Genomic DNA, 13,404 nt, shown 5'->3' with positions numbered 1-13,404 from the left:
AAACTTTCAGAGTAAAATAATAACAAAGTAAAGGGAACGGAAATGGAAAAGACCAAGTTATTTACTAAACGTACGTCTCTCGCCTTAAGTGTAGCAACTGCTGTCTTGGCGCTGCCAAGTTATCAGGCGCTCGCCGAAGAGCAAGAAGTTGAGCGTATTGAAATCACCGGCTCACATATCAAACGCCAGGATATGGAAGGCCCCTCCCCCATCACCTCATTAAGTGCCAAGGATATCGCCGATACCGGTGTGACCGACTTAATCGGCTTATTTACCAAGTTGCCTATGGCGGGTCAGGGAACCTTCTCTACCCAAGGTAATAGCAGTGACGGCACCAGTAATGGTGGTTCCAGTGTGTCATTGCGTGGTTTAGGTGCAGATTCAACCTTGATCCTGATTAACGGCCGCCGGGTATCGGTATCACCTTTTGCCAACACCATAGACACGGCATTTGTTGATATCAACAACATCCCGATCTCCGCCATTAAGCGCGTAGATGTGCTTAAAGACGGCGCCTCCGCCACCTATGGCTCGGATGCGATTGCCGGTGTTATCAACATCATCATCAAGGATGATTTCGAAGGGGTGGAAGTGACCGCCAAAGCCGGCGATACAGCAGACGGCGGTGGCCGTGAAGAAAGCATCAGTTTGTTATGGGGCAGCCACAGCGACACTACCAGCCATACCTTTATCGTTGACTATTTCGACCGTGAAGAGATTCTTTTTGGCGACCGTGATTACTCCAAAACGGCCAACCAAACAGCCCTGAGACCAAACGATCCCTATGCCACAGATTTTCGCAGTTCATCCGGTTATCCCGGTACCATTGCTTTAAGAAGTGACAGCACCAACCGTATGCCGGATACCTTTGGCAATGATGTTTGTGCTCCCGGAGACATAGTTGGCGATCTTTGCCGCTACGATTATGCCCCCATGTCCAGTTCAACCCCGGCTTCACAGCGTTTTAGTATTATTTACACCGGTAAGCATGAGATCAGCGATGATTTAAGAGCCTTTGCCGAGTTTAACGGCCAAAATTCCAAAACCACTATCCGCGGCGCCGCCAGCCCGAGCTTTAATGAATTCTTTATGGACGGCGATAACGTCAATCATCCGTTTGCCGATGATCCTACCCATGAATTCTATCAGCAAGACTTAACTATGCGCCGCCGCATGGTAGAGCTGGGTAACCGCGAGAAACGCGTAGATTCAGACTACTACCGCACCGTCTTGGGGCTTGAAGGGGAAATCGGCGACTGGAGCTGGGAAGCCGCCTATAGCTATATCAAAAGTGACTCCCTGGAAAAGGGCGTTAATGGTTTTGCCAATATGCGCCGGGTTCAGGAGTCTATCGATAACGGCAGCTTTAACCCGTTTGAACCGTCAATGAACTCCCAGGAAACCCTGGATTATATGGAAACCACAACCACACGTTATGGTAAGTCCACCAATAAATCCATTGATGTCACCGTTTCAGGCCCGATCATGGAAATGCAAGCCGGTGAACTGATGTTAGCCGTCGGCGCCGAGTACCGGGAAGAGAGCATCAGCGATAATCCGGACGATCAATATATCCGCGGTGAAATCTTCGGCACAGAAGCAACACAAGCCGCTGCCAGCCGTGACAATACTTCGATTTATGCCGAATTGGCCATTCCGGTACTGGATGAGCTGGAAGTTCAGCTGGCCCTTCGTCATGAAGATTACAGCGATTTTGGCACCACCACAGACCCTAAAGTCGCTTTCTTATGGAACCCGACGGATGAATTATCTTTCAGGGGTTCATATGGTACAGCGTTCCGTGCACCGTCCCTGCACCAAATCAGCTTAGGTAATACCGACGAGTCTCCCAACCTGGTAGATAACCCGCGCTGTAATGCTGTTGGTAATATCAATAAAGCCTGTGAGCCGCAAGAGTATACTGCGATCTTATCCGGTAACGAAGATTTAGGTCCTGAAGAGTCTACCAGCTATAACCTGGGCATGATTTATCAGATCACCGAAGATCTGTCTTTCTCACTGGATTACTACAGTTATGATATCGAAGACATCATCACCAAAGATACCCAGTATAAGTTAGATACCGTGCCGGGTGCGACCATACGTCTGCCATCTGAGATCCCGGGGGATCCGGGTGAAATCGTTGAAATTCACGATCAGTTTGAAAACATAGGTAATGTTGAAACCACGGGCTTAGATCTTGACCTGAGCTATAACCACAGCAATGCCTGGGGTGATTTCAAATTCAGCTATGTCATGAACTATGTACTGAAATACGAAGATACCCGCCCTACCGCCAATGAAGACGGCACACCTGGTCCACGTCGCCTGGATACACAGGAAGGTGATTTCGAGCAACCGGAAATCCGCTGGAGCTTTTCTACCAACTGGGTAAAAGATGACTGGAATGCCAATGTCGCCGTGAACTACATCGGTGAATTCAAGCAGGATCCTTCGGTACGTATCCAAGACGTGGATACCGACGGTGATGGCGTAAATGACGCTACCGTCACCTTATCCGATATCGATTCCATGGTAACGGTAGATACTGCCATTAACTATACCGGGTTTGACAATACCACCCTGACGTTAGGTGCAACCAACCTGTTCAATGAAGAGCCGCCATTTAGCTACCATGATTACATGGGTTATGTGCAAAGCATTCATAATGCCCAGGGACGTTTTGCCTATGTTCAGGCAAGTTATAAGTTCTAGGAAAATAAAATTCAGTTAATCACAAACTGATTTTTACCCATTAAAAAGCCCGTTATTATTAACGGGCTTTTTGTTGTGCTTTTCCTGTCAACACTGTGATTAGCGCTTTATTTTCGAAGAATTCATGGTGGAGACTTTCACCGGCTGGAAACTTGGCCGCAGCTGCCATTTGGGCTTGATCGGTGTTAACGGCAACACCCGCTTTTTCGCGATAATCACATACACTGAGCCCAAACTGGTGAGATAATTATTGGCAAAGCTTTGCCAATAGCCGCTGAGCTTGCCCTGGCCGACACTCGTTGCCAGCGAATGATGCAAACACCTGTGATCGGCAATAATTTCATAACCCATTAAATGCAGCCAGTCCTTTACCCGCATCGGCGAGAAAAAGCGCTCATTCCAGGGGTTTTTATTTTTCCGGTAAGGGATAAGTTTATTCACTCCCGCCAGGCTAAAGGGATTAAAGCCTGTGATCACCAGGTAGCCGTTTGGCATCAGCACCCGGTTAGCTTCCCTGACCACATGGTGAGGGTCGAGGGAAAACTCCAGCGCATGGCTCAATACACAAACATCAACACTTTGTTTTAACAACGGCAGATCATCGATATCGGCAATGATATCTCCCTGTCCCGCAAGGCTACTCCCTTCTTGACTGGTCGTTTGCAGGTTTTCCTGTTGCATCGCCTGTTGGCTGGTTTGCTGACTTGACTGTTGAGTCACGGTCAACTGCTGCGGGATAGGCGAATCGTCACAGCTGATGGCACCGCTTAAAGCGCCTATTTTCAATAAATAATAACCAAAAAACTTCGGCCACCAGGGTTCAAGCTGTTTATTAATCGCCGCCAGGATCAACTCTCCATTTGGCAAAGACTGCCAGGATTTGGGATAATGGGGTTGTCTAAATGCTAAAGCCGGTTTCATTAAGTTTTAATATAAGTCAATATCGGTATAATTTGTGTTACACAACCTTTAAGGATCGGTCATGACTGAAAATAACACCCAAATCAATGCAGGAAGCACAGCAACTGCTCATCCAAGTGTCACCTCGACTATTCCTGCAACGATCACAGGAATAAAAGCCTTCTCGGATAACTATATCTGGTCTATCGGCTCAAAGGCAAGTAATGAAATTACTTTGGTCGATCCCGGCGATGCCAAGGTATGTATTGAATTTATAGAAAAAAATCAGTTACAACTGGCCAGTATTTTGATCACTCACCATCATCACGACCATGTTGGCGGCATCAAGGCCCTGGTTGACTATTGCCGTCAAAAGGACTGGCCGCTGACAGTGTACGGTCCGGCAAAAGAAAATATCCCCTATTGCGATGTTAAACTCACGCAAGGGGAGCAAATCAGTCTCAACTCCCAGGGGCTGACCTTAACAGTCATCGATGTCCCCGGCCATACCTCAGGGCATATTGCCTATGTCGGCGAGCACCTTGTATTTTGCGGTGATACCCTGTTCTCCGGCGGCTGCGGCCGTTTGTTTGAAGGCAGTCCGGCACAGATGCTCGCTTCCCTGGAAAAGCTCGCCGCCCTGCCCGGGCACACCTTAGTATATTGTACTCATGAATATACCAGTGCAAACCTCGACTTTGCCCTAACCATAGAGCCGGACAACCAGGAATTGATTGCCTATCGCCAGCAGGTACAGGCATTAAGGACGCAGGATAAAGCTACCTTACCCAGTACGATTGCCCGGGAGAAGGAAATCAACCCTTTCCTGCGTTGCCATCAGGCGGGCATACAAAAGCATGTTTTGGCAGATCACCCGTCGAACACCGGCGATAGTCGGGTCCTAACCCTGGCAACCTTCACCGAAGTGCGACACAGAAAGGATAATTTTTAATTACGCGCTTATTTAGCGGCTAAAGTAAGAAAACAACAAGCCAAAAAAAAGAGGTGCCAATATGCACCTCTTTCGAAATATAGCCGGTATGTTCCGCTATTTTACTGTCGCGCTAGTAACACGCAGGCATTACCACATCTTTCGCCGGCACAATAACGGCCTTTTGATCTTCTTCACCAACCTTTTTAATGGCGTAGTTGCCGGTGCCTTTTCCGCCGCAGTTACCTGAGCCGGAGCTGGTATAAGGATAGATATAGACACGACTGGTTGTTGATGCCGTGGCGCCAGAGCTGTCGGTTACCTGCAACTCAATATTGGCATAATAGCCGCCGTCAAAGTTATCCATAGAGAAGCTTGAAGATGAGCCTTTGTAGGCGCCGTTAACCCACCATTTATAGCCGGTCAGGGTTTCCCCTTCATTCGCTTCGGAATTACTCGATACCGTGACAATGTTATGCCCTATGTTGTTTTTATAGTTTTGGCTAACAGAAATATCAGCACTGATCACTGTAGTACACTCTTCAACATTAACCAGCTGGGTACCGGCATAAGGAACTTGTGCATTACAGCTCAGGGCACCCGAGTAAATTCTTGTGGTGCTGGAATAACTCAGCCCTATGTATTCCTCAAGCTCAACCCATTGACCATTTGAATAGGTAGTACAACTTGCCCAACCTGAGTATACCGGCACTGAAACTTGCTTAGTGGTACAAACTTCATCGGCATAGGCGCCAGCAGCTGGTAGCAATAACATTAACGCGGCCGAAGATAACCTCTTAACTAAATTCATTTTTATTCCTTTTACATTTTATTTTTATTTAAAACCCGCATCCGTTTGCGAGTTAATGATATGTTAATAAATAAAATCATAACAGGCAATATATTTACTTTAAATTAACAAACCCATCAACAAACAGACGCCAGAGCCTGCCGTTATGATGACTTTGACTTGAATAAAGCGGTTAAATAAGTAAAACTTGCGCTACGAACAAAAAAATAGAATTTTCATGAAACATTTATTACTCTCACTCCCGGCTTCTTTATTGTTGCTTGGCTGTCAAAATACGCCATTTTCCCAGGAGCAGGAAATCCCTGAAGCCGTCAATACCGAGTTAGCCGCCAACATCGCCAGCCCGGTGGAAATCAGCCAGGCATTACTGGCAGATGAAGCCGTTGACGTTATCCACCCGGTGGCAGATGTCGACATTACCCTGTCTGAAAACGATACCCATGTCTCTGACGATATCTGGCAGCGTGTCCGCGACGGGCTCACTTTCGATGTGCCTGAGAACAAACGTGTACTGGCACAGCGTAACTGGTATGCCAAACATCCCAAATACCTGGATCGGGTCGCCAAGCGCGCCGAACCTTTCATTTACTATATCGTTGAGGAATTAGAAGCCAATAATATGCCGATCGAAATGGCACTGCTGCCGATCGTCGAAAGTGCATTTGATCCCTTTGCCTATTCCCACGGCCGCGCCTCGGGCATGTGGCAGTTTGTCCCCGGTACCGGCACCCGGTTTGGTATGAAACAAAACTGGTGGTATGACGGGCGCCGGGATGTGGTCGCCTCCACCAAAGGCGCCATCAGTTACCTGAAGTATCTGCACAAGTATTTCGACGGCGACTGGCTATTGGCCCTGGCCGCCTATAATTCCGGCGAAGGCCGGGTGAAACGCGCGGTGAAAAACAACGCCCGTAAAAATAAGAAAACCGATTTCTGGTCACTGGACCTGCCCAAGGAAACCCGCGCCTATGTACCTAAATTACTGGCACTGGCAGATCTGGTCAAACGCCCGGAAGACTTTGATCTCAAACTTTATGAAATTGAAAATAAGGCAGTGATCACCCAGGTGGATATAGGCTCCCAGCTTGATTTAGCCAAGGCCGCCAGTTTATCCGGTTTATCGCTGGCAGAGCTGCAAAGATTAAACCCCGGCTTTAACCGCTGGGCCACAGATCCCGACGGCCCCCATTACCTGTTATTGCCCAGTCATAAAGAAGCGGACTTTACCGCCGGCTTAAATAAACTCAGTGAGCAGGACAGGCTGGCCTGGCAGCGTTATAAAATAAAATCCGGCGACAGTTTGATCAAGATAGCGAACAAGTTTCATACCACACCTGAGCTGATCAAACAGGTCAATAATGTCAAAGGCACCCGCATCCGCGCCGGGAAACATTTATTGATCCCGGTCGCCGCCACCTCGCTGGATCACTATATTTTGTCCCAGGATCAACGCCTGGCCAGTACCCAAAACAGAAAACAGGCGGGCGTAAAAACCATACATACCGTCAGATCCGGTGATACCCTGTGGGATATCAGCCAAAGCTATAAGGTAAGCAGCCGCAATATCGCCAAATGGAACGGTATAGCACCACGCGATACCATCAAACCCGGCCAGCAACTGGTGATTTGGCAAAATGCCAAACTTACCAAGGCGAAACTCGCCAATGCCTCAACGGGGGAACAGGCAGTGATGCGTAATATCACCTACAGGGTACGCCGTGGCGACTCTTTTGCCCGCATTGCCGATAAGTTTAATGTCACCATCCGGGACATTGAGCGCTGGAACAGCCTCAGCCGCAAGAAATACCTGCAGCCCGGACAAATATTAAAACTCTCGGTGGATGTCACCAACAATATCTAGGCTGAGCTCAATCCAGACTTAGGCATATAAGCGGATACGGCATTAACGCCCTATCCGCTTTTTTATGTCCAGGATGGATGATATATTGCAGTGATAGGATATCAAAGAGCAATAACGGCCAGCATGGACGGTATTTTGCGGTGATAGGATATCAAAGAGCAATAATGACCAGCATGGACGGTATTTTGCGGTAATAGGGACATCAAAGATAAGCAATGGGATAAACTCCTCCTCCCCCATTGGCCATCCCGGGCATTAGTCCGCCCCAATAAGAAAGTCGTAATGTGAGTCCAGGTATGATTCAGTCAGCTCTGGGTATTGATAAAAAGCATAATGACCTGCATTTGGATACCAGGCTATCTGCATGTTTGTATAATGTGATGCCATGGCTTGTATCATGGCAGAGGTTATGACATCTTCATCTTCCCCGTGCAGCACTAACATAGGTAACCCCAGCTGCACCAGCTCGGTTCGGGCACTGAAACCAGACAAGGTCAAGAGATTATTGGCATTGGCTGTGGGGTGGGTGTTTTGACGGTTAATATTTTTTAAGTTGTCATCGTCTAATGCTTTGTTGGCGTAGTAATCAAATTTACGCTGCTCTTGAAATAACTCATACCCTTGCTGTACATAATCATGAATTAATTTGCGCATTTCACTGACGTCCTCATGTGCCATTCTGGCACGCTCATCCATCGGATTGCTATCGAAACTGCCGCACAATAACAAGCTGGCATTGCTGAGTTTGTAACGACCGACAGTGCCTGACTGTATCATGCCCCCCAGCGAGTGACCCGCCAAAATATAGTGTTTGGCTGGGTATTGCTTGAGTATTGCCTGGTTTAAATCAATCAGATCAGAATAACAATAATCTTCCGTTTGCAATGGTGAGTCGCCATGTCCCGGCAAGTCGTAACTTAATGTTGTATGCCCCTTACGCTGAAAGTAGTCTATTAACCCTTCGCCACAGGTATCATTTTGCGTATTGCCATGCACAAACACAAATGTCGCTTTATCCTGTTGACCTTGGTGATATTGGCGGGCGATCTGCCCGGCTGTCAACTTAGACATAATAAACTCCTTTTTGCTGTAAAACTTCAGTCTATGAAATGGCGTGATCTATGCCTAGTCGCTTACGATAAATATCATAGAAAAAGCGTTGAATGGCATGTTGTCCGTGGGGGAAAAATACAAGTTATTCTTTATTGGTTTGCCAGGTAGTCGCCAAGCCTTCTCCGCTAACTCCGTCACTTTGATATCCAGGATGGACGGTATTTTTCGCAGGTATGAAAAGCAAAGGGTATATAAGCAAGCTGCTCAAATACCTGTTAGCGCGGCACTGATCATCGCCTTGACTTGGGTGGTGATTTTTTTACTTTCAGCCGCCTGATAGCCGGAAATTTTTGGCGTGTGGATATGACCTACCGGGATCAGCGGCGCATATTGCTCACGCAGTAATAAACTGCGATAGGAAATTTCATTGGATAAGTAACCGCCGCCGGAGCCCTCCACCGAGACTTGTCCCTGCAATGCCGTCAATGACGCAGCGGTAACCTTTCCGTCCAGAGTTTGTACCTTACGGTTATCATTAACGGGATAACTGCCGGCAACCGCTTGCATCGCCTCGGCCGGTAAGCTGAATTCCAAAAACTCGGGCCCTGACAGCTGCTTTTTCCCAAGTTTAGGCAATAGCGGCGCCTGCTCACTAGCCCCGGTGTAAACATTCAGGTTATCCGGGGCTGAGGCACTGCGCCGCAGACCCGGGAAACGTTCCAGATCGAAATGCTCCCTACCCATGGAAATAGTGATCAGCATATCAATTTTGTTCTCTTTAAAATAAGGAGTTAACAAGGTTTCCACCATTCCCTGATCAAAGTCATGAAAACGCACCGGTAAGATTAAACTTTCAATTTCAGCGCTGCTGCCGTCAAAGGATAAGGATAAACCGTCCAGCGCCAGGGCGATGGCTCCCGAGGGATTCGCTTGTGTTATTTTGCGGTCAAGAAAAAAAGGATCAAAACCTGTGATCAGCACCCTCTTCTTTGCCTTGCGGTTAAACTTAATATCCTGCTGGCCGCGGGATAACAATTCAAATTGCCAGAGTAGTTTTTGCTGCTGCGCCGGTAACAGGGAAGTAAAGACAGGCGCCTGCCTGATGGCCCGGGTCATTTTTAACCGCGCCCAATAAAGTGCCCGGTCATCATTATCCTGTTGCTGATCGAAACCGGCAACCGCATCCCGCCAAAGCCCGCTGCCGTGGCGCAGCACCAGCTGGGTAAAAGCGGTCAGATTGCGTACCCGGGATAATTGCTCGCTAAAAAGTGCAATCCTGGGCTCTAATATCCGGGTTAATCCCGGCATAGCCGCCATCGCCTTGGGCAGGCGTAATTCTTCAATACTGAGTTGGTTAGCTGCTTTGGCGGGCACCATGGTATTTTCCCGGGCAAAAGCCACTGCATTGCTCCCCGGCAGTATAAAACAGAGCAGTAAAGGACAAAGCAGCAACACGGCTGTTAGCCAATATTTTTTATTGTCCATAACAAAATATCCTGCATAGTATGATTTAACGCCTGCGCTTTTCGCTAACAATTATGACTGCGATTGCTGTATTTTCCACATTTTTTGGTAATAACCAGATTGAGCCAGCAACTGGTTATGCTGCCCCTGCTCCACGACTTTGCCTTTATTCATGACAATAATATGATCGGCATCCACTATAGTCGATAACCTGTGAGCGATCACCACACTGGTGCGCTCGCGCGCCACTTCTTTGATAGCGGATAGGATCGCCTGCTCCGAGTGGCTGTCCAGCGACGAAGTCGCCTCATCAAACACTAAGATCGCCGGATCTTTTAAGATAGTGCGGGCAATGGCGACTCTTTGTTTCTCACCGCCAGAGAGTTTTAATCCACGCTCCCCCACCAGGGTATCGACACCTTCAGGTAAAGAAGCGACAAAAGCGCTAAGGTGTGCCAGCTCTATCGCCTTATAAACATCACTATCACTTGCCTCGGGATTGCCGTAACGGACATTTTCAAATAATGATTCGTTAAACAATACCGTGTCCTGCGGCACGATGCCGATATTATGGCGTAGGGAATGCTGAGTCACTTCGGTAATGTTCTGCCCGTCTATGGCAATGCTGCCGCTTGAGACATCATAAAAGCGAAACAGCATCTTAACCAGGGTAGACTTACCCGAGCCGCTTTCACCAACAATGGCGACTTTCTGGCCAGCGCCAACCGAAAAAGAGACCTTTTGTAATATCGTCCGTTTGTCGTCATAGGAAAAACTGATGTCGTTGAGCTCTATATTGCCGCCATTGATCTGCAACTGACCGGCACCGGCTTTATCCTGCACTTTAGGCACTTTCTTTAATAAATCAAACATATGTTCAATATTCGCCAGGGAGCCTTTAATTTCACGGTAAACAAAGCCGAGAAAATTAAGCGGGATAAAAAGTTGCATCATAAAAGCGGTGATCAGCACAAAATCCCCCAAGGTCATTTCCCCATAGGTCACCTGGTAGGCCGATAATGCCAGCATGGCCGTCATCGACAAAGAAATAATCAGCCCCTGACCACCGTTTAAGGCAAACAAAGATAAGCGGTTTTGTGCCCTGGCCTGCTCCCACACCGCCAGTTGTTTATCATAAGCCCTGGCCTCGTAATCTTCGTTGGTAAAATACTTCACGGTCTCAAAATTAATCAGGCTGTCGATGGCCCGGGTATTACTGGAGGAGTCTGCCTTATTTGCGGCGCGGATATAACGGGTACGCCGCTCGGTGGCCACCACCGAAAAGGCAATATAGCAAAAGATAGAAGCCAGGGTGATCAGCGCAAACCAGATGCCGTAATTGACCAGTAAAATAGACACCACCATGATGATCTCTATCAGGGTCGGCACGATATTAAACACCATAAATCTCAGTAAAAAACTGATCCCCGAAGTGCCGCGATCTATATCCCGGGATAAACCGCCGGTTTGCCGGTTCAGATGAAAATCAAGGTCCAGGCTGTGCAAATGGCGAAAAACCTGCAAACCAATACGGCGCATCGCCCGCTCGGTCACCCTGCCAAACAAAGTATCGCGAATTTCAGCAAATAACATGACAGAAAAACGTACCAAGCCATAAGCCGCCACCAGCGCAAAAGGCACCAGATAGACCCGGTTATCTTGATTGTTATCCAGGGTATCGACAATATCCTTAAGCACAAAAGGTAAATAAACACTGGCAACTTTGGTTAAAATCAAACAGGCAATGGCTAAACTTATTCTTGTCTTAAATTCAAGCAGGTAGGGCCAGAGCATTTTAGCTACGCCCCAGTTGATTTTAGTGGTATCACGCTCCGGGTACTGGCTGCTGCGCATAGATAAAGTGACTCTTTATTTGATGGAAAATTGCCGCGGTATTTTTATCGGGAAACCGGCTTACGCAATGCTAAAATACCTGAACCGTCTATCTTGGGTTCAGCATGCACGCCAGCAATGATTTTAAAAATACCGGTACTGGCCGGGAAATCATAAAAGCCAGATAACAGGAAGTCTAGCTTTATCTGTAGTTATCAGAGACTTAGTTAACCCACTATCCCCTTGTCGCTAAGGTCGACACAGCACAGGCAAGGGGATCTCAGCGATATGGCAAAAAAAATCAGCCCGAAGGCTGATTGTTAACAAATATTACTACTTATACCGTTTGCTCGAGTTGCTCATTGGCCGCTACCCAGGCTTTTTCGGCAATTTCCTCTCCCATGTTCAGGCCCTCGGCATAAATAAAGTCCACCTCACTGATGCCCATCAAGCCATAAATACCTTTAATAAAACCGGTTTGGGTATCCATAGGGGTTCCCTGATACATGCCGCCGCGGGCAGCAAGCACCACCACCTTGGTATTATTGACTAAACCTTGCGGGCCATTTTCGGTATAGCTGAAGGTTTTACCGGCACGGGCAATCCGGTCGATATAGGCTTTAAAAGTAGAAGGTACGCCGAGGTTATACATGGGCATACCTATAACAATAATGTCATGGGCCATCAGCTCATCGATCAATTCATCCGATAACTTAGCCAATTGCTGTTGCTGCGGCGTTTGCTGCTCCGCCGGGGTCATCCAGGCCTGCATTTCCTGTGCGCTTAAATGAGGCAGTTGCTCATCATTGAGATCCCGCACAGTCACCTCATCAACTAACCCCGATGATTTTCTGACATCCAGGTACATTTGGGTGAATTTAGTGGAATTACTTTGCTCGCCGTTCAGGCCGGTATTTAATACTAGAATCTTAGACATGTGCTACTCCTCAAATTTGTGAGGCCATTTTATCTATCGATAATTAAGATTAAAAACACAAAAAAACTAAGATATCATCCTATTTATTCGAATGAACAAGTTAAACCGTTACCAGTATCTTGCCTGGCTAATTTTCACGGTTTTAAACTCTCTGTTAGCCATTGATATATATGCAAATAACTTTATGAGTGGATTTCTCGTATATTGAGATTAATCGCGTATAATATTAGTTGTTCAAGGACTTTGACGGCAATAGTCCTTGTCTAAAGAGCGATACTATGCCAAAAGATACTGCTTATGCCTAAAATGCTAGCCACTTTAATTGATCGTTGTTTGTTTACTGTCTTTTTTATCCTGGGGTTACAGTTACCCGAATTTATGCAGCAATATATGCAAAGATTATCCGGCCATTTACACGAAGCCCATTACCAGCTGGATCAATTCCAGGCCATTGCCGATAATCAGTTTCAGGGAAATTTACTGGCCCTGATCGAACGTTATCAAAGCAATAGCGATGATGTGTTCCAACAGACAGGACAGATGATAGAAAACCTGATGCTGCGTATTGAAGGATTTAACCAGAGCCTGACTAATCTGCAGCAAGGGGACTACCTGAACCGCTTATATTATTTTATCACCCAAATCGATCCCGAGCTGGCAACTGCCACACTCAGGCAATATCAGCTGGCTGTGCCGCTGGACATGCATGCCTTAGCCACAGGCGCAACTTTTGCCATTGTCTTACTGTTACTGGGCAATTTACTCGCTATTGCGGTGAAACGCTTGATCCGCAGACTCTCGGCAAACAATCAAATCATTACCCGGGGCCCGCTGACTTAGCTTTGTCCTGGCAAGCCCGCAACCTGGATAAACTCATAAGCAAATTTACCCCGGCTGAC

The 13,404-nt window shown here is 47.3% G+C and carries 10 protein-coding genes; 4 read left to right on the top strand and 6 right to left on the bottom strand.

The annotated features are described in order from the left end of the window. The first annotated feature begins 42 nt into the window (after window positions 1-42). Window positions 43-2,715 (top strand): TonB-dependent receptor, encoded by a 2,673-nt coding sequence (locus QL234_RS08005; RefSeq protein ID WP_281557300.1) that lies wholly within the window; start codon window positions 43-45, stop codon window positions 2,713-2,715. A gap of 99 nt (window positions 2,716-2,814) precedes the next feature. Here QL234_RS08005 and QL234_RS08000 read toward each other — a convergent pair whose 3' ends face one another. Next, entirely contained in the window at window positions 2,815-3,636 is an 822-nt protein-coding gene (locus QL234_RS08000; RefSeq protein ID WP_281557299.1) for a class I SAM-dependent methyltransferase, read from the bottom strand. A gap of 61 nt (window positions 3,637-3,697) precedes the next feature. Between QL234_RS08000 and gloB the strand changes: the two genes are divergently transcribed. Then, window positions 3,698-4,567, top strand: coding sequence for a hydroxyacylglutathione hydrolase (gene gloB / locus QL234_RS07995; protein WP_281557298.1), 870 nt, complete (start codon window positions 3,698-3,700; stop codon window positions 4,565-4,567). 112 nt (window positions 4,568-4,679) lie between these two features. On the opposite strand, the gene QL234_RS07990 is transcribed toward gloB, so the two are convergent. Beyond that, the gene (locus QL234_RS07990) at window positions 4,680-5,357 is read right to left on the bottom strand and encodes a hypothetical protein (RefSeq protein WP_281557297.1); all 678 of its coding nucleotides are present in this window, start codon (window positions 5,355-5,357) and stop codon (window positions 4,680-4,682) included. Between the two features lie 217 nt (window positions 5,358-5,574). On the opposite strand from QL234_RS07990, the gene QL234_RS07985 reads away from it, so the two are divergent. Beyond that, window positions 5,575-7,218: a LysM peptidoglycan-binding domain-containing protein gene (locus tag QL234_RS07985; protein ID WP_281557296.1), complete on the top strand. Its 1,644-nt coding sequence runs from the start codon at window positions 5,575-5,577 to the stop codon at window positions 7,216-7,218. Window positions 7,219-7,473: 255 nt separating this feature from the next. On the opposite strand, the gene QL234_RS07980 is transcribed toward QL234_RS07985, so the two are convergent. The 4 genes from QL234_RS07980 to QL234_RS07965 form a co-directional block, all read right to left on the bottom strand. Beyond that, complete coding sequence (locus QL234_RS07980; protein ID WP_281557295.1) at window positions 7,474-8,289, bottom strand: alpha/beta hydrolase; 816 nt, start codon at window positions 8,287-8,289, stop codon at window positions 7,474-7,476. 246 nt (window positions 8,290-8,535) lie between these two features. Continuing rightward, entirely contained in the window at window positions 8,536-9,756 is a 1,221-nt protein-coding gene (locus QL234_RS07975) for a hypothetical protein (protein WP_281557294.1), read from the bottom strand. 51 nt (window positions 9,757-9,807) lie between these two features. Next, complete coding sequence (locus QL234_RS07970; RefSeq protein WP_281557293.1) at window positions 9,808-11,589, bottom strand: ABC transporter ATP-binding protein/permease; 1,782 nt, start codon at window positions 11,587-11,589, stop codon at window positions 9,808-9,810. A gap of 316 nt (window positions 11,590-11,905) precedes the next feature. Next, a complete protein-coding gene (locus QL234_RS07965) occupies window positions 11,906-12,505 on the bottom strand; it encodes an NAD(P)H-dependent oxidoreductase (protein WP_281557292.1) in 600 nt (199 codons plus the stop codon). Window positions 12,506-12,802: 297 nt separating this feature from the next. Between QL234_RS07965 and QL234_RS07960 the strand changes: the two genes are divergently transcribed. After that, entirely contained in the window at window positions 12,803-13,345 is a 543-nt protein-coding gene (locus QL234_RS07960; RefSeq protein ID WP_281557291.1) for a DUF2937 family protein, read from the top strand. The last annotated feature ends 59 nt before the right edge of the window (window positions 13,346-13,404 follow it).

This window comes from Thalassomonas sp. RHCl1 (assembly GCF_947387555.1).
Taxonomy (GTDB): Bacteria; Pseudomonadota; Gammaproteobacteria; order Enterobacterales; family Alteromonadaceae; genus Thalassomonas.
Note: the sequence above shows the minus strand (reverse complement) of the source record. Positions and strands in the feature narration are given on the sequence as shown.